This is a genomic window from Geoglobus acetivorans (assembly GCF_039641995.1).
In the GTDB taxonomy this organism is placed as follows: domain Archaea; phylum Halobacteriota; class Archaeoglobi; order Archaeoglobales; family Archaeoglobaceae; genus Geoglobus; species Geoglobus acetivorans.
The window spans coordinates 159,548-175,999 of record NZ_CP087714.1 but is presented as its reverse complement, the minus strand read 5'-3'; the positions used below and the strand labels follow the sequence as shown (position 1 = coordinate 175,999).

General features: G+C 48.2%; 16 protein-coding genes, 1 pseudogene and 1 CRISPR repeat array. Of the genes and pseudogenes, 7 read left to right on the top strand and 10 right to left on the bottom strand.

Going from position 1 to position 16,452, the window contains the following annotated elements:
• Position 1: 1 nt before the first annotated feature.
• The 6 genes and pseudogenes from LPQ35_RS01010 (at position 2) to LPQ35_RS00985 (ending at position 4,805) form a co-directional block, all read left to right on the top strand.
• Positions 2-859 carry an ABC transporter permease subunit gene (locus tag LPQ35_RS01010; RefSeq protein WP_193806661.1) on the top strand — a complete coding sequence of 286 codons (858 nt, stop codon included), beginning with the start codon at positions 2-4 and terminating at the stop codon, positions 857-859.
• A pseudogene (locus tag LPQ35_RS01005) lies at positions 859-1,807 on the top strand (ABC transporter ATP-binding protein). The gene LPQ35_RS01010 and the pseudogene LPQ35_RS01005 overlap by 1 nt, the downstream one beginning before the upstream one ends.
• Positions 1,804-2,775, top strand: a complete 972-nt coding sequence (locus tag LPQ35_RS01000; protein ID WP_193806663.1) for an oligopeptide/dipeptide ABC transporter ATP-binding protein — start codon at positions 1,804-1,806, stop codon at positions 2,773-2,775. Before LPQ35_RS01005 ends, LPQ35_RS01000 begins: the two are co-directional and overlap by 4 nt.
• Before the next feature lie 27 nt (positions 2,776-2,802).
• On the top strand, positions 2,803-3,384 hold the full coding sequence (locus tag LPQ35_RS00995; protein WP_193806665.1) for an HAD-IA family hydrolase: 582 nt from the start codon (positions 2,803-2,805) through the stop codon (positions 3,382-3,384).
• Positions 3,374-4,024 carry an endonuclease III gene (locus LPQ35_RS00990; protein WP_193806667.1) on the top strand — a complete coding sequence of 217 codons (651 nt, stop codon included), beginning with the start codon at positions 3,374-3,376 and terminating at the stop codon, positions 4,022-4,024. Before LPQ35_RS00995 ends, LPQ35_RS00990 begins: the two co-directional genes overlap by 11 nt.
• 7 nt (positions 4,025-4,031) lie before the next feature.
• The gene (locus LPQ35_RS00985; protein WP_193806668.1) at positions 4,032-4,805 is read left to right on the top strand and encodes an ArsR family transcriptional regulator; all 774 of its coding nucleotides are present in this window, start codon (positions 4,032-4,034) and stop codon (positions 4,803-4,805) included.
• Between the two features lie 14 nt (positions 4,806-4,819).
• Here LPQ35_RS00985 and LPQ35_RS00980 read toward each other — a convergent pair whose 3' ends face one another.
• From LPQ35_RS00980 to LPQ35_RS00960, 5 genes are all read right to left on the bottom strand, one after another.
• Complete coding sequence (locus tag LPQ35_RS00980) at positions 4,820-5,410, bottom strand: FumA C-terminus/TtdB family hydratase beta subunit (protein ID WP_193806669.1); 591 nt, start codon at positions 5,408-5,410, stop codon at positions 4,820-4,822.
• Positions 5,411-5,415: 5 nt separating this feature from the next.
• The gene (locus LPQ35_RS00975) at positions 5,416-6,237 is read right to left on the bottom strand and encodes a fumarate hydratase (RefSeq protein WP_193806670.1); all 822 of its coding nucleotides are present in this window, start codon (positions 6,235-6,237) and stop codon (positions 5,416-5,418) included.
• Between the two features lie 48 nt (positions 6,238-6,285).
• Positions 6,286-7,056, bottom strand: a complete 771-nt coding sequence (dapB, locus tag LPQ35_RS00970; protein WP_193806671.1) for a 4-hydroxy-tetrahydrodipicolinate reductase — start codon at positions 7,054-7,056, stop codon at positions 6,286-6,288.
• Between the two features lie 140 nt (positions 7,057-7,196).
• Entirely contained in the window at positions 7,197-7,460 is a 264-nt protein-coding gene (locus LPQ35_RS00965; protein WP_193806672.1) for an SHOCT domain-containing protein, read from the bottom strand.
• 34 nt (positions 7,461-7,494) lie between these two features.
• On the bottom strand, positions 7,495-8,004 hold the full coding sequence (locus tag LPQ35_RS00960) for a hypothetical protein (protein WP_346297656.1): 510 nt from the start codon (positions 8,002-8,004) through the stop codon (positions 7,495-7,497).
• Positions 8,005-8,378: 374 nt separating this feature from the next.
• Between LPQ35_RS00960 and LPQ35_RS00955 the strand changes: the two genes are divergently transcribed.
• Complete coding sequence (locus LPQ35_RS00955) at positions 8,379-9,026, top strand: 30S ribosomal protein S3ae (protein WP_193808599.1); 648 nt, start codon at positions 8,379-8,381, stop codon at positions 9,024-9,026.
• A gap of 66 nt (positions 9,027-9,092) precedes the next feature.
• On the opposite strand, the gene LPQ35_RS00950 is transcribed toward LPQ35_RS00955, so the two are convergent.
• From LPQ35_RS00950 to cca, 5 genes are all read right to left on the bottom strand, one after another.
• A complete protein-coding gene (locus LPQ35_RS00950) occupies positions 9,093-10,862 on the bottom strand; it encodes a ribosome biogenesis/translation initiation ATPase RLI (RefSeq protein WP_193808598.1) in 1,770 nt (589 codons plus the stop codon).
• Between the two features lie 93 nt (positions 10,863-10,955).
• Entirely contained in the window at positions 10,956-11,210 is a 255-nt protein-coding gene (locus LPQ35_RS00945) for a hypothetical protein (RefSeq protein WP_193808597.1), read from the bottom strand.
• A 4-nt stretch (positions 11,211-11,214) separates the two neighbouring features.
• A complete protein-coding gene (locus LPQ35_RS00940; RefSeq protein WP_193808596.1) occupies positions 11,215-13,071 on the bottom strand; it encodes a threonine--tRNA ligase in 1,857 nt (618 codons plus the stop codon).
• A gap of 546 nt (positions 13,072-13,617) precedes the next feature.
• A CRISPR array of direct repeats spans positions 13,618-14,255; the repeat unit is 30 nt; unit sequence GTTGAAATCAGACCTTTAAGGGATTGAAAG.
• Positions 14,256-14,414: 159 nt separating this feature from the next.
• Positions 14,415-15,125 carry an MBL fold metallo-hydrolase gene (locus LPQ35_RS00935; protein ID WP_193808595.1) on the bottom strand — a complete coding sequence of 237 codons (711 nt, stop codon included), beginning with the start codon at positions 15,123-15,125 and terminating at the stop codon, positions 14,415-14,417.
• Positions 15,122-16,450 carry a CCA tRNA nucleotidyltransferase gene (cca, locus tag LPQ35_RS00930; protein WP_193808594.1) on the bottom strand — a complete coding sequence of 443 codons (1,329 nt, stop codon included), beginning with the start codon at positions 16,448-16,450 and terminating at the stop codon, positions 15,122-15,124. Before cca ends, LPQ35_RS00935 begins: the two co-directional genes overlap by 4 nt.
• Positions 16,451-16,452: the final 2 nt, after the last annotated feature.

Below are 16,452 nucleotides of genomic sequence, written 5' to 3'. Positions count from 1 at the left end.
AATGGAGGCAAAAAATCTCGCCAGGGTGATCTTCGGATTCATACCCAAGTACGAAGGCAGGTACATGGTCATAGCGGGGCTCGCAATAGTTCTCTCAATCGTGTTCATGGCAGTGTTCGCAGACCTGATCGCCCCCTACGACCCCGTACAGATGACCAACGATGTGCTTCAGCCGCCAAGTGCCAAGCACCTTATGGGCACTGACAACCTCGGTAGGGACGTCTTTTCGAGAATAATTCACGGCTCAAGGATCGTCCTCATGGTTGTGTTCACTGCAGGTTTGTTTTCCATGATCATAGGTGTCCCTCTCGGTCTGATATCCGGATATTATGGAGGAAAGCTCGACCGGGCTCTTTCCATGATCATGGATTCCATGTATGCCTTCCCGAGTCTGATTCTGGCAATTGCAATCGCAGCTGTCCTCGGCCCAAGCGTTATTAATGCGGTAATCGCAATTTCGGTGGTTTACGTCCCGACATACTTCAGAATGATCAGGGGGCAGGTGTTGAGCCTGAAGACGAGGCTGTTTGTTGAAGCCGCAAAAACCATAGGGGCGAACGATGCGAGAATTCTCAGAAAGTACATTCTGCCCAACATAGTTCCTACTCTTGTCGTCGTGTTCTCTCTGAATATTGCCGATGCAATTCTGACTGAAGCGGGTCTGAGCTTCCTGGGCTTTATCGTCAGCGCTCCCACACCGGACTGGGGATTTGAACTGGGGTCCGGAAGACCCTACCTGCCGGCAGGTTACTGGTGGATGATCACGTTCCCCGGACTTATGGTCATGCTCCTATCACTGGGTTTCGCCCTGATTGGAGAAGGTCTCAGCGAAGTTTACGCTCCGAGGAGGGAGAGATGATGCTCATAGAGATCAAAAATCTGGAGACCCATTTCATCTCGAGAAAAGGAGTCGTAAAGGCAGTTGACCGGGTTACGATGTCGTTCGATTCCGGAGAATTCATATCTGTTGTTGGTGAAAGTGGCTGTGGAAAATCGACACTCGCATACTCAATAATGCGCTTGATCTCCCCCCCCCGGGAGAATAACAGGAGGTGCTGTCAGATTTGACGGTAGAGACCTACTCAGTCTCAGCGAGGAAGCGATGAGAGACCTCAGGGGGAAGGAAATCGGGATGGTGTTCCAGGACCCGATGACCAGCCTCGATCCTCTCGAGAGAATAGGCGACCAGATGATTGAAACAATTCTTGCCCACAAAGACATGGATAGAAACGATGCCAGAGAGCTTGCCGGAGACATGCTTGAAAAGGTCGGATTGCCCAGGAACAGGCTAAATTACTATCCGCACCAGCTTTCAGGTGGGCAGAGGCAGCGAATCATGATCGCCATGGCTGTGATGCTCAATCCCAAGCTCCTGATAGCCGACGAGCCGACAACAGCACTGGACGTTATAGTTCAGGAAAAGATTATGGATTTGCTGGATGATCTCAAAAGTGAGGGAAAGGCAATAATGCTCATAACGCACGACTTCGCCCTTGCATCTGAGAGGAGCGATAGAATTGCTGTGATGTACGCCGGATGGCTCGTGGAATACGGCAGTGCAGAAAAGCTCGTGAACGAGCCACTGCATCCCTACTCAAAAGGACTTATTCAGTCTGTTCCGGACCTCTGGATAGACAGAGAAATCAAACCTCTCCCCGGCTCACCTCCCGACCTCTCGAATCCTCCCGAAGGATGCAGGTTCAGACCGAGATGCAGGTTTGCAAAGGAGGTCTGCAGGAAAGAGCCACCCAGCACGGTTGTGGACGGCAGGGTTGTGAAGTGCTGGCTTTACGAGGTGGGAGAATGATCCAAGTAAAAAATCTGAAGAAATACTACCCGGTTCAGAAATCGGCCATTGAAGCCATGCTTTCGAGGAAGAGAGAGTACATCAGGGCAGTTGATGGGATATCCTTCAGCATGGGGAAAGGAGAAGTCCTTTCGCTTGTTGGTGAAAGTGGTTGCGGTAAAACGACAACCGGGAGAATGATTGTCGGGCTTGAAAACCCGACAGAAGGCAGCATATTCTACGCCGGAAAAGATATTACCCTGCTGAAAGGCGGAGAGTACAGGGCAATAAGGAGAAAAATCCAGATGATATTCCAGGATCCCTATGCATCCCTCAATCCAAGAATGAGGATAGGGGATCACCTCATTGACCCTCTGCTCATTCATGGACTGGCAGAGAAAAATGAGGCAGTAGAAATTGCCATGAAGATGCTGGACAGGGTTGGACTTCCAGGAGAAGAATTTTACAGCAGAATGCCGCACCAGCTTTCAGGTGGGCAGAGGCAGCGAGTCGTGATTGCGAGAGCGATGATTCTGAAACCTGAGTTTGTTGTTGCTGATGAAGCAGTTTCCATGATTGACGTCAGTCTGAGAGCGTCAATCCTTCAGCTTCTGATGGAGTTCAAGAGAGACTACGACCTGAGCATGCTGTTCATCACTCACGATATATCAGTAGGCAAGATCGTAAGCGACAGGATTGCAGTGATGTATCTGGGCAAGATCGTCGAGATCGGGGATATTGACGAGGTCATCCACAACCCGAGGCACCCATACACGGCTGCTCTGCTGTCATCAGTCCCAAGCTTCGTCAGGCGAAGGGATAGAGTGGACATAAAGGGCGACATTGCCAACCCGATAGACATACCCAAGGGCTGCAGGTTCCATCCACGCTGCCCGTTTGCGAAGGACAAATGCAGAAAGGAGGAACCGGAGATTACCGAAGGAAAACATGGCTTTGCCTGTCACTATCCCCTCGACATAGCTTTTTAATACTCCAACACAAAATCTCTTTTTGCTGTGAAGCTGATAATCTTCGACCTTGACGGTACCTTGGTGGAATTCAACATTCCGGTTGACAGAATAAAAAGCGTTCTCGGAATAAATGGACCCATTCTTGAGGAGATCATCAGAAGTGAAAAAGGCAGGGAAATGCTGAAGGTTCTGGAAAGCTATGAACTTGAGTGTGCAAAAAAATCAAGGCTTTATCCCGGTGTGAAAGATCTTCTTGAGTATCTTGACAGGAGAGGTGTTTACACCGCCCTGTACACAAGAAACTCAATGAAAAGTGTGAGGGTAAATCTCGAAAGGCACGGGCTCGAATTCGATTTTGTGTTTACGAGAGAGGATGACATCAAACCCTCTCCCCTGCCCGTGATTTACGCCATGGAAGATGTTGGGGTGGACAAAAGTGAGACGGCCATGGTTGGAGATTACATATATGACTATCTCACTGCCAGAAACGCCGGTATTGAATTCTGGTTCTTTGAAAACGGGCGAAATAGTGACCTTGCAGAAAGGTTCCGGTTCACGCCAGATTTCACATTCAGGTCCCATGCAGATCTCTTGAAAACCCTGGAGAGGAGGTTCAATGAGCATTGATAGAATTCTCGACGTTATGGAAGACGAGGCAAAGAGGCGAAATGCACCGGTTTACACGCTGAAAGAGAGGACATCCGACCCATTTAAAGTGCTTATTTCCGCAATACTCTCCACAAGAACAAGAGACGAACAGACCGTGAGTGTTGCAGACAGGCTGTTTCAGAGGGTGAGTGATTTTTCAGACCTGAAAAACATGGAAATCCGTGAACTCGAAGACCTCCTGAAAGGTGTTGGGTTTTACAGAAACAAGGCCAAAATTCTGAAAAAGCTTGCTGAAGAGCTTGACGGAAAAGAGATACCCTCAACACTTGAAGGTCTCCTGAAGCTCCCTGGTGTTGGGAGAAAGGTTGCAAATATCGTCCTTTCTGAGGTCTTCGGCGTCGAAACCATAGCCGTCGACACACATGTCCACAGAATTGCCAACAGAATCGGCATTGTTGAAACAAAAACCCCCGAGGAAACAGAAATCGAGCTTAAGAAGAGGATTCCTGAAAAGCTCTGGAGAAAAGTGAACAGGGCATTTGTGGGTTACGGTCAGACGGTATGCAAACCTCTCAGGCCCCTGTGCGATGAGTGCAGGATTTCCATTCACTGCAGATATTATCGAAAAGAGAAAAATATATCTCCGAGAGCCGATTGAATATAACATGGGATTTGATAGTATATCTAAGGAACTCGTAAAGGAGGATAAGGTTCGAATTCTTGAAAGTTTGATGGATAAACCCTGCAGTTTCAGAGAGATTCTCAATATTAACGGCTACGCTCCTTCCACACTATCAAGAACCCTCACAATTTTTGAAGACGAGGGTCTTGTGAGAAGGGAGGGCGAGAAATACTGTCTTACCGGAGCGGGACTGGCATTTCTGAAAGTTATTGACGTTATAAAGGCAGTATATGAATTCAAAGACGACATTAACGGTGTTCCAGAGTTTGTTGAGCTTCTTCCACCAGGGTTCCTGGCGGGAATACACAATCTGAGAAGAGCGGAGGTAATGGACATTGAAAGTGCGCTGAAGCTCGGTGTTGAAAGAATTGCTGAAGCGAAGGAGTACGGCCTTTATGTTGACAAGGTCATAAGCTACGACGTTTACAAACTAATGGTGGAGAAAAACCTGCAGGGTGTGGAAGAAAGAGTCATCTCAAACCGCGAAACCCTCTATGGTAGAGGTTCCACTTTCAGAAAAGTTCTCCAGGATATGGACCTCACAAAAGACGAATACGAACTGGTAAAACGCAAGGTACACGTGAAGGTTTTCGACACTCCGATACAGCTTGGAGTTATCGATGGTGAGTTTGCGATTCTGCAGTTAAATGACAGGGTTGACAGGTTCTATGTTTCTGAGGACAAGAGATTCATAACATGGTGCGAGTACCTGTTCACGTACCTCCTGGGACAATGCAGAGGATGCCCAGTTCAATAAAATAGTTGATGAAGTTATGGCTGAGAAAGGATTTTCCTGAAATTTTCTTCAACCTTTTTTTCCACCTCCTTGTAAAGACTGTTACCCCTGGAGTCTATTCCAACTATGCATGGTCCAAAATTCTCCACCTCAAAAACCCAGGCGGCTTCAGGCATCCCAAGATCCTTCCAGTAAACGTCCCTGACTGTTTTTACGGTCTGTGCTGCAAGCGCCCCTGCCCCTCCGGTGTACGCAAGATACACTCCCTTGCCCTTCAGAGCGTTTACAACATCCTCGTTCATGCCACCCTTGCCGACAATAACCATTCTGTCAACCTTCTCAAGAACCCTTGGTGTCAGAGGATTCATTCTGGCAGAGGTGGTTGGGCCGGCGGAGATCGTCCTGTATTTTCCACCATCCTCTACAATTATGGGACCACAGTGATAGATTACCACGTCTTCAATCCTGAATGGCAGCTCCCTCCCCTCATCAAAGTACTCCAGCATTCTGACATGGGCCTCATCTCTTGCTGTAATCATTGTGCCGGTTATGTAAACCACGTCACCGACTTTCAGATTCAGAATCTCGTTCTTACCAATCGGAGTCTTTAACCAGTGTTCCGCCATCACCATCACCTCAGTACAGCTGAAGCTCTTCTGTTTGCCCAGCACTGGATGTTTACCGCTACCGGTAAAGATGCGGTGTGGCAGTACCCGGTTTCAACCAGCACTGCCAGAGCGGTTGTTTTTCCACCAAGTCCACCCGGACCGATACCGAGGCTGTTTATTTTCTCCAGCAACCCCCTCTCAAATTCGTCCATGCTGGTAACGTTTCTGAGAAGAGCTTTTTTGGCAAGTTTTGCTGCCCCATCAAAGGTGGTGCCAATCCCTACTCCGACAATTATGGGCGGGCAGGGTTTTCCCCCAGCGTTCTTCACAACCTCGATTATGAACCTCTCCACGTTACCGACCTGACTGGGAAGGAGCATCTTCAGGGCGGAGACGTTCTCACTTCCGGCACCCTTGGGCATTACCGTGAGTTTGAGAGTATCTCCCTCCACAACATCCACCGTTATCAGAGGCACATGAGGGCCGATGTTTGTTCCCGGATTCTCTCTCGTGAGCGGATGAACGGCATTCGGTCTGAGTGGAACCTCTTTTGTAGCTCTTCTTACACCCTCAATTATCGCATCTCTCAGATTGAAGTCCAGGCTGAAGTCCCTCCCAATCTCAGCGAATATTATTGGAAGGCCGGTGTCCTGGCACATGGGCACCTTCAAACCCCTTGCGGCCTCTATGTTCCTCAGAATTGCTCCAATCGTATTCCTCGCCACCTCATTGTCTTCCTGCTCGTATGCATTTTTCAAAGCCTGAATAACATCTTCGGGCAGCTCGGTTTCGGCCTTCCTGAAAAGCTCAACAACAGTCTCAGCAACCTCTTCAAAGGATACCATGACCATCCCCCCGAAAGGTTGGCGGGAAAAAAGATAAAGGCTTCGAAATTAAATGCCAAGAACGTCCTTCATGGAGTAAAGGCCCGGCTCATCAACACCCGCAATCCAGCCTGCAGCCTTCACGGCCCCTCTCGAAAACGCTTCTCTGTTCCAGGCCCTGTGAGTCAGCTCGATTCTCTCCCCGAATCCTATGAAAAATACCGTGTGCTCCCCAACCACATCTCCGCCTCTGACTGCAAACACGCCGATCTCTTCATCACTCCTGAGGCTCTCACCCTCTCTGCCGAACACAAACCTCAGGTTTTTGCCCGATGCTTCTCTTAAAATCTCTCCTGCTCTCAGCGCAGTCCCGCTTGGTGCATCTCTCTTAAAACGGTGGTGGATCTCAAAGATTTCCATGTCATAGTCGGAAAGCTTCTCAGCCAGCATCTCCAGTGCCTTCCAGAATATGTTCACGCCAACGCTGAAGTTAGGCGAGAGAACAACAGGAATTTTACTGGCAATTACTTCGATTCTCTTCTTCTGCTCCTCACTCAAACCGGTTGTCCCTACAACTGCCTTTACGCCCTTCTCAGCACACACCTCGAGCAGTTTCATGGTCGCAGATGGGACCGAGAAGTCAATCACGACGTCGCATGAAAGCTCTTCCACATTATCTGAAACAGGAACGCCAATATTTCCAATCCCGGCAACTTCTCCAGCATCTTCCCCTATCCTTGATACGTCAAAAGCCTGAACAACCTCAAAGCCCTCTTCAACTGCGTTCTTTATCACAAGTTTTCCCATTCTCCCTGCTGCGCCGTGTACAGCGATTTTCATGATTTTTTATTTGAATGGAATACAGAAAAAGGTTTTGTTCAAGCGACACAATCACATTACGCAAGGAGAAATCGATTGAGATGTATTTAACTCTGATAAATAGCATTAAGAGGGCGAGGAAAACCCCTGTTGGTATGAGGCTACCTCAAAAGTTCTTCTTTGAGCTTCCTGTACTCCTCAGCACTTATCTCTCCCCTTGCAAACCTCTCGTCAAGAATTCTGAGCGCTCTGCTTTCCTCTCCAGAGCTTGAACCGCCCCTGTTCTGGCTGAGAGCATTTATCACCAGATAAATTACTGCTATGATCACCACCAGCCAGATTATCTGCCAGATGAATCCAAGGCCATAGCCATAGCCCATGCCGTCGAACCCGTAGCCACCCATCATTCCACCGTAACCCATCATTTCACATCCACCTCCGTTAAAAATTTGAGAAATACTACCACCCCATCATGGGGCAGTGGGCGTAGCCGTATCCAGGTGAGAAGCCCTGAACTCCCTGCATCCATACTGGAATGTTCGAGTTCTCATCTCCAAGGCTCTGACCATTAACCTCGATGTACACAGGAATTATCGAGTTCCCGTATTCCAGGCCCTTAACCTTGACCTCATCTCCCTGCTTTATTCCAAGATTGGCTGCAAACCACCATGGCATCGTCACGTACTTTCCACTGTCCAGCACCACTCCCATGGGGTATACGGTCGACACCTTTCCACTGACATCGACCAGCTCAGCCTGTCCCTGGTTTCCGTAGGCGTAAGGGACGTATCCCTCATCTCCGTCATACCCGCCCATCATGGGATATCCATAGCCGTAACCCATCATGGGTCCCATCATGCCCGGCATGCCAAATCCATATCCAAACCCACCCATGTGGGCTGAAGCTGTATACACCGCAAGGGCCATCAGGCCTACAACCACACCCGCTATCAAACCACTCTTCTTCATCTCACATCACCTCTGAGCATTAGTATGTGCTCAGAGGCAATAGGTCTTGGGGGTGAAAACGAGGTGTGGAATGGGGAGGAGATGTTTCAGAACGGTTTACCTGGGGAGGGGATGGTTCATGATGGGTATTTGGGATGTGAGGTTCTTTTTTACAGGTGCAGAAACGATATGGTTTCTGTTTCTGGTGTAATGTTTTTCATCCCGTTGGTTATGCGGGCTACTGGTCAGGGCTGCACGGGAATGCTGTTTCGTCATCCTGCATACTGTCATCGGAGGTTTTATGGTACGGCCTGAAGAAACCTCCGGAACTGTACACTGGAAGCACAAAAAGTTTATTAATAGCGTCAGGTTTCCAGAGGTTAAGGGGTGTTAAGATGGCGAGGAGGAGACAGGCAAGAGTTAAGGACAAGTGGACGATGAAGAAATGGTTTACGCTCATCGCTCCGGAATACTTTGGAATGGCGGAAGTAGGTTACACGCCAGCGGATGACGAGAACAAGGTCCTCAACAGGACGGTGGAGGTTACGCTGGCAGAACTCACCAACGACTACTCAAACCAGAACCCGTACAAAAAGCTCGTATTCAAGGTTTACAGGGTTGCGGGAGAGAATGCATACACCAAGTTCCACAGGTTTGAGCTTACCAGAGACTATCTGAACAGCCTCACAAGGAGGAGGACGAGCAAGATAGAGGACATCGTGGATGTTCGGACAGCCGATGGTTACATCATCAGAGTTAAGACTGTTGCATTCACGGTCAAGAGGTGCCAGAGCTCTCAGAAGAGAGTCATCAGGAAGGTCATGAACGAGATCGTCAAGGATAAGGCCTCAAAGCTCAACTTCGTCCAGTTCCTGCAGGAGGCAATCCTCGGAAAGATACCATCCGAGATTTACAGGGAGGCAAAGAAGGTTTACCCGCTAAGAAGGGTCGAGATCAGGAAGATCGAACTGCTGAAGGAACCAAAGGTTACCGCCGAAAGCCTGGCAAAGTCCGGGGAGAAGGTTGAGGCAGAAGCTCAGTAATCCACTATTTTATTTTTCGATTTTAAATTAAAGAATTGATACGAATTTGGGCGTGTTTCATCCGTTTCAGTTTTCCCTCACGTAGTAGTAATACTCGCCAGCAGTTTTCTGCTCTCTGTCAAGTCTTGACTCCGGTTTGTTTATTCTCGGCCTTTTGGTCTCTTCATCCCTTCTGAACGTTATGTCGAGGTTCCTGAGGAATCTGTTCATCCCGTCCCTCAGACTGGCGGGCTTTCTTGCCACGCCCCTCTTTCCAGGCTCGCCCTCGAAGACCATAACTCTGTCCGAAAGCATGTCCACAAGGTATATGTCGTGGTCAACCACGAGCACGGTTTTGCTGTTATTCATGGCAAATCTTTTCAGAATTCTTGCAACCTCTGTTCTCTGCTCGACATCGAGGTGGGCTGAAGGCTCGTCGAGGAGGTAGAAATCAGCATCTCTCAGCAGACATGCAGCTATCGCCACCCTCTGCAGCTCTCCGCCGCTCAATTCATCAATATTCTTTTCGAGAATCTTCTCAAGCTGAAGGGGCTTTATGTATTCTGTTCTGTAGTACGATGACTCGACCATCGGGTTTATGCTTCTCAGAAAGCTTATGACAGGCATTGAGATGTCTCCTTTCACGTACTGGGGTTTATAGGACACCTTCACGTCCAGATCGACCTTCTTCTCGTCATCCTCAAGCACTCCGGCAAGAACCTTCACGAACGTACTTTTACCGGTTGCGTTTGGACCCAGAACGCCCACAACCTCTCCAACCCTGAAATCTCCTTTCTCAGCCTCGAGCGTGAAGTTCTCGAAGCTTTTTCTGAATGCCGGATATTCGATGAGGATATCTTCCTGAACACCCTCTGACGGCTGGAATATCTCGAATTCTATCTCTTTTTCCCTGATTCTTATGTTTTCCTCGGCCAGATGCCCTCTGAGGTACTGGTTGATTCCCACCCTGACGCCCTTTGCGTTTGTTATGACGCCGTAGACTGCTGGCTCGCCGTAGCTTATGTGGACATAATCTGCAAGCATGTCAAGTATGGCAAGGTCATGCTCAACTATCATCACCGGTCTCTTTTCCGCCACCTCTCTGACAACCTTTGCCGACTCTATCCTCTGGTATATGTCGAGATACGATGTTATCTCATCCAAGAAGTAGAAATCAGCATCTCTCAGCAGACATGCAGCTATCGCCACCCTCTGTAGCTCTCCGCCGCTCAGATCCTTTATGTCTCTGTTCACGGCGTTTGTCAGGTTCAGCTTGCCTATGTATTCGTCAAGTTCGCCTCTTTCATCAACCTTGGAGAGCAGGTCAATTGCCTTTCCCCTGTATACCTTGGGGATGCCCTCAATGTACTGGGGTTTAACGCTGACCCTCACACCACCGTCTGCGAGAGATTTAAGGTAGTCAAAAAGCTCGGTCCCCTGGAATCTGTCAAGAACCTCATCCCAGTCTGCTTTCTCCTTTCCGAGGTTGGGTATGAGCTGACCTGAGAGGATTTTCAGAGCCGTACTCTTACCCGTTCCATTCGGGCCGAGAATGCCGACAACATGTCCCTTTCTCGGTATGGGCAGATTGTACAGAACAAAACCGTTTTTACCGTAGCGATGAACCTCATGACCCTCAAGCTGGGATGGCAGGCCGACTATCGTTATCGCCCCGAACGGGCATTTTTTGACACATATGCCGCATCCCTGGCAGAGCTCCTCGCTTATGATGGCTTTTTCCTCGATAACTATTGCCTCTCCTCCCGTTCTTACAACGGGGCAGTACTTCAGACACTCCTGCCCGCACTTCTTGGGCTGACATCGCTCCCTGTCAACAACAGCGATCCTCAGGCTCATCCGGTTGTTGGAAAATTGGGCTGAATATAAGGGTTCCGGGAATACCTGCCGACCTCTGGAGTTATGACTGAAGGGAATTAAATTGGGGAATGTTCACATGTTCAGCAGAATCGTCCAGGAGATGTACCAGGTTGCGAGTGTCAGAAAGCCTATCCCCACCCAGTCCTTTGATTCGATTTCAACGCCATACTTCGGAAGTATGAGCTTGTGGAGATAGATGAAGAAAACGAGCACTATAATCCCCACGGGATCCCTTGTACGGAGGTCGCCCGTGACGAAGTACGACAGCACTCCGGCAACCAGACCAACAATCAGCGGCACAAACGTTTTCAGAAGATTTTTTTCCATATCATCACCTCATAGATGGTCTTTTAGATAGCAGTACGGGCATGGGGAGCGGCTTGTACGGTCTACCTTCGCACTCCTTTTTAACTTCTTCGATCAGCTCGTCAACGGTCATTTCAACCTTCTTCTGCTTTTCCTTGGTGGATTCCTTTCTAACGGTAACGCTCAGCTTTCCGCTCTCCAGCTCCCGGTCTCCCACAACGACCACATACGGGACCCACTGGGTTGCAGCATCCCTCACCTTCTTTCCTGTGGTTTCCTCCCTGTCATCGACATCTGCCCTTATTCTGTTTGCTCTGAGAACTTCTGCGATTTCAATGGCTTTTTCGAGATGCCTTTCGGCTATCGGAATTATCCTGACCTGTGTTGGGGAGAGCCATACGGGCAGCATGGGGAGTTTGCCCTCCTCCGCTTTCATGTACTCCTTTTCAAGCAGAGAGTACATCACTCTCTCTATTGCACCACTTGCAGAGCAGTGCAGGATGAGCGGGTGTTTTTCCTTACCGTCAGAATCCACGTAAGTAATGCCATATCTCTCCGCGTTCTCCACGTCAATCTGAACTGTTGAGAGAGCAGAGGCTTTGTCAAGTGCATCAACGAAATTGAACTCGAACTTCAGCACGAAGTAGAAGAACCTCCTGTCCCACATCTCGATGAGTATGGGCTTGTTCAGGACTTCGGCTATCGAGTGGATGAACTCCTTATTTTCTTCATAGAAGTCCTTGGTTATCCTGATAGCAACTTCATAGTCCTCAGGCTCAAGGCCTATTTCTCTCAGCACCTCGACCGACAGCTTGTACTGGTTATAGAACTCCTCCTTTGCCTCTTCAATGTCTCTGACTATTGTGTGCATGTCGGGCATGGTGAACGCTCTCAGCCTTCTCAGTCCTACAAGCTCGCCTCTCTGCTCTTTCCTGAATGAGTATCGAGTGAGTTCGTACATTTTCAAAGGCAGGTGCCTGTAGGTTATCGTGGCCTGAGACGTCATTAAAAACTGGCCGAAACAGGCGGCGAACCTCAGGAAGAAATCCCTCTTGTCGCCCTTGATTATGTACTGCCTGGCCGGGAACCTTTCCAAGTACTTCCTCAGGGTTGGATGGGCCCTATCGTACATTATTGGGGTCTCTACCTCCATCGCCCCGTACTCAATGCACTTCTCTGTTACAAACATCTCGAGAAGGCTCTTTATCAGTCTGCCGTTGGGATAGTAGCGCATGTGTCCGCTGTCTGATGCTTCCTCGTAATCTGCGATTTCGAGCCTTTTCATAAGCTCAACGTGCGGAGGAACCCTGTCCACGGCTCTCCTCTTTGATATCTCATAGTCCACGAACTTCTTCAGGTTTGGGTACTGACTGAAGTCAAAATCTTCAACCTGGGCAAGCTCCTTTTCCGGCGTGAGGATGTACCAGTAGCTTTTGGCCTTCTCCTCATCCCTCAACGCCTGGGTTACCTCAATATCCTCACCTTTGATCTCCCTGGAAAGCTCGCTGAGAGGGTGTCCCTTGCATGAGATTTTGAAGGCTTTGTACCATCCAAACGGCGAGCGATGAACCTCGAAGCTGGAGGAGAGTTTCTCTTCCATGAATTTCAGTAGCTTTACGGCAGTTTCTGGATCGGCAAGATTTGACGAAAGGTGAGCGTAAGGATAGAGAACAACCTTTTCGGCATTAACCTTTTTTGCGACTTCAGATATTTCCTCAACGGCTTTTAATGCTGTATCTTCCGTATCTCCTTTTTCGACAGAAATGAAAACCACAAGGGCCTCATCTACCCTCTCACCCTTGCCCTCAAATGGTTCGGCAAGTCTGGTCTTCTTCTTGACCTCATACTCGATGTAGTCCGAGTGAAGCAGGAGTATTTTCATGGGGGCTAAAAATACGGGAAGGCTTTAAAGTTTTCGACATTCCCGGTCATTCCTGCAATGCTGCTCTCCTGGAAATCCGGAACGTGGACGGAGCATAGGTGTGGTCAAGCCCTCCGGCCTGGACGCAGTTTTTCTTCCGGTGAGTCGAGTTGTGCCTCAGGCAAACACGGTTGTTTTCCAGTAAATCCCAGCCAGTATGGCTTCTTTACTGATTCTGGTTCTGTGCTGCCTCTCAATCGGGAAAATTGCCGTTTAAATTGAGTCGCAAATCTTTTAATCCATCATTTTTATAGTAAAACCTTTTAATTTTCACTTCCTTCTTTCCAGAATTCGGGCCAGATTATTTTTATCTCCCTTCTCTCCCCAGACAGAATTAATCAATTTCAGAATAGAACCTTCTAAATAACCCGAATTCAAAAACAAACTCCGGAATAAAAGTCGCATAACGTTATAAATGACCTGCATCACTGGGGGTTTGCTGCAGTATTTAAATGAAAGAAGCGAGAAGAAAGCTTTTTAAAGGATTTTAAGGGTATATTAGCGGAGGTTGAAATCAGACCTTTAAGGGATTGAAAGTTCCAAACCGGGTACTTCCTCGACCCGTGGTCTCCAACGTTGAAATCAGACCTTTAAGGGATTGAAAGGATCTATTTTTGACTAAACTCCACCTACTCAATTACACGTTGAAATCAGACCTTTAAGGGATTGAAAGAGAAATTGAAATCACGGGGACTACCAACATTGCAGAGAGTTGAAATCAGACCTTTAAGGGATTGAAAGGTAGGTGGGAAAATAATTGATGATAAGACGATCACACTACGTTGAAATCAGACCTTTAAGGGATTGAAAGATCTCAATCAACGTCGAGTCTGAGATATAGCTAGTCTGGTTGAAATCAGACCTTTAAGGGATTGAAAGTTTATAGTGTATAAGTGAGGGGGTGGGCGTAGTGGCGTTGAAATCAGACCTTTAAGGGATTGAAAGAGCAGACACACTGTACAAGTTAGTGGAGAGGTGGATGTTGAAATCAGACCTTTAAGGGATTGAAAGATTTCGGCAATAATTGGCAAGATATTCCTAACATGAGGGTTGAAATCAGACCTTTAAGGGATTGAAAGCATACTTTCTGAATTTTGAAGATACTTTCTTTTTAAGTTGAAATCAGACCTTTAAGGGATTGAAAGTACCCTTCCTAAACAATTCAATCACCTCCGTATTTGTTAAAATCAGACCGGTATTGGGTTAAAAACTGGAAGGAACTATCACGCATTATGGATCTGTGACTATCTAAGCTAAACGTGGATTAGTTTCTCTATCTGTGATGTGTTCTCTGCTTTGCTAAATCACAGCATCAAAACTTCGAGATCGTTCGGATACTCAGCTCTGACTCCTTTCTTTTCGAGAAACGCTGCAATATTTTTCCTGTTCCCGTACGCTGGGGGGTAGAGGTGTATGAAGTACGCCTTCCTGATGTTTCCGGCGTTTTCTGCGAAGTTCTCGGGTGAGGTGTGGAAGTCTGGCTTTCCGCCGAAGTCCAGGGACATTTCATGAATCACCGTATCGACATCGTGGTAAAGCCCTGAAAATGCTGACGTGTCCCCTGAAATCAGCACATCATTCACTGCATATCCCAAGCTCTCCAGAGAGTGTATCGTTTTCCTCGCCTCGAATTTCAGGTGTCCGATTGAAAAGATATCTCCGTCAGAAACCTCGTAAACTCTGAAGTCAGGTTTTCCGATTAGATATGGAGATGCTGAGAAAAAGCTGTCCATGAAGTTTCTGGCGCCTTCCGGGGCGTGGATGTCGATTTTCTTCGCACCGTTTAGCCACCTCGCCTTCAGAATTCCCATCAGCTCTCCGCAGTGGTCGAGATGAAAATGGGTGAGAACGATTGCGTCAATGTCTGTTGCATCATACCCTGCCTGCTGGAGTCTGAGCATTGTTCCGAATCCGCAGTCCACAAGCACGAGCTTATCGTCCTCTATCAGAATAGACTGCTGCGCCTTTCCGGCGAGGCTCACCGCAACACCCGTACCGAGGAAGGTTATTTTCATTCTTTCACCCCCAGAAAGTCAGCCAGGGTGTGGAGAAGGTCGTCGAGCTTCAGTATTTCCCTCCCAGAATACACGGATCCGTATCTTATGTAGTCAGAGACGTCCTTTCCCATCGACTCGTGCTGGGTTCTTATGGCGTGCTCTATCACCTGCTCCACCTTTTTCAGTCTCCTCGTTCTGTATGTGACGTATCTGCCGTTCTCGAAAAACCGGCTGTATTCTCTGTTCTTTCTGATAAACCTCATTGAATTCTCGTAGCTCTCTATCTTGGGGCCATAATGCTTTTTAACTCCGGAAACCTCTCCAGAAAGGGTTTCAAAGAGCAGGTAGCAATTCTGCCCAGCGTGGTGTCCCGTTCTCATCACCTGAAACTCGTTCTCCTCGAGCAGCTTTTTTATTCTCTTCTCTGCCCTCTCAAGCTGTGTGTAGAGGTTGTCCTCAACTATTGGCGGTCTCTCAAAAACAACCACGTAAACAAACCTGTTTTCAAGCTCGTAATTTAGTCTCTCCGCACTGACTGGACTCTCTCTTGCTATGAAAAACTCCTCGGAAGGCTCCTCAAGGAAGAGCCTGCACCGCTCTATGAACTTTGCAAGGCTGTCAACGCTCAGGTTTGCGGCGACGTTTCTCTTTCTGTCAACAGGGTCTATAACGAGAACGTTCTGAAGACCTTTCTTCACCCTGACCTCTTCGTTCTCGACATCTATGACGAGATCCCTTCTCCAGCGGGACGCATTCCTTACAAGGTTTTCAAAAGAGCCGTAAAAAACAATAAGAAGCTCGCACAGATAGCCAGAAAAACCCCTGACCCTGTATTCCGCACCGTAAATCCCGCCGGCTTTGAGGAATCTCTTCAGGAGCCTGACCTCGTTCTCCTTTCCTTTGATTCTGTCTTTAAGCCACTCGTGGTGAAACGGGGTTCTGTCTACCGCACTCTTAATTCTTTCGGGGCTTTTCAGCCTGTAACACGGCACGACGTCAATCTCGACTCCATCCACAGTCCCGTGGACGTAGGGATGTGCCGCATACCTCAATTCGTAGCTGTCCACAATCTGCTTTCCGATCTCTATTCCGACCTTTTCCAGCTCTTCAAAGCTGTAGCTTTCGGGAAAAAGCAGAAAAACGTCAATTTCAAGCCCTTCCGGGAGCCAGGTGTTTCTTGCATAACTCCCGAGGAATCTGTACTCGATTTCAGGATAATTTCCGAGTATTGTTTCAAGCCTGCTTTTGATGGTCTCTTCAACCGATTTTGCCTTTCTGACAAGGTTCTCATCGGGAATGACGTTGGGAATGACCCTCTGAATGACCTCTGCAACATCTGTCATCT

Coding starts and splice junctions, on each gene's coding strand:
- LPQ35_RS01010 (WP_193806661.1), top strand. CDS start 2: ATGGAGGCAAAAAATCTCGCCAGGGTGATCTTCGGATTCATACCCAAG.
- LPQ35_RS01000 (WP_193806663.1), top strand. CDS start 1,804: ATGATCCAAGTAAAAAATCTGAAGAAATACTACCCGGTTCAGAAATCG.
- LPQ35_RS00990 (WP_193806667.1), top strand. CDS start 3,374: ATGAGCATTGATAGAATTCTCGACGTTATGGAAGACGAGGCAAAGAGG.
- LPQ35_RS00985 (WP_193806668.1), top strand. CDS start 4,032: ATGGGATTTGATAGTATATCTAAGGAACTCGTAAAGGAGGATAAGGTT.
- LPQ35_RS00980 (WP_193806669.1), bottom strand. CDS start 5,410: ATGGCGGAACACTGGTTAAAGACTCCGATTGGTAAGAACGAGATTCTG.
- LPQ35_RS00975 (WP_193806670.1), bottom strand. CDS start 6,237: ATGGTATCCTTTGAAGAGGTTGCTGAGACTGTTGTTGAGCTTTTCAGG.
- dapB (WP_193806671.1), bottom strand. CDS start 7,056: ATGAAAATCGCTGTACACGGCGCAGCAGGGAGAATGGGAAAACTTGTG.
- LPQ35_RS00965 (WP_193806672.1), bottom strand. CDS start 7,460: ATGATGGGTTACGGTGGAATGATGGGTGGCTACGGGTTCGACGGCATG.
- LPQ35_RS00960 (WP_346297656.1), bottom strand. CDS start 8,004: ATGAAGAAGAGTGGTTTGATAGCGGGTGTGGTTGTAGGCCTGATGGCC.
- LPQ35_RS00955 (WP_193808599.1), top strand. CDS start 8,379: ATGGCGAGGAGGAGACAGGCAAGAGTTAAGGACAAGTGGACGATGAAG.
- LPQ35_RS00950 (WP_193808598.1), bottom strand. CDS start 10,862: ATGAGCCTGAGGATCGCTGTTGTTGACAGGGAGCGATGTCAGCCCAAG.
- LPQ35_RS00945 (WP_193808597.1), bottom strand. CDS start 11,210: ATGGAAAAAAATCTTCTGAAAACGTTTGTGCCGCTGATTGTTGGTCTG.
- LPQ35_RS00940 (WP_193808596.1), bottom strand. CDS start 13,071: ATGAAAATACTCCTGCTTCACTCGGACTACATCGAGTATGAGGTCAAG.
- LPQ35_RS00935 (WP_193808595.1), bottom strand. CDS start 15,125: ATGAAAATAACCTTCCTCGGTACGGGTGTTGCGGTGAGCCTCGCCGGA.
- cca (WP_193808594.1), bottom strand. CDS start 16,450: ATGACAGATGTTGCAGAGGTCATTCAGAGGGTCATTCCCAACGTCATT.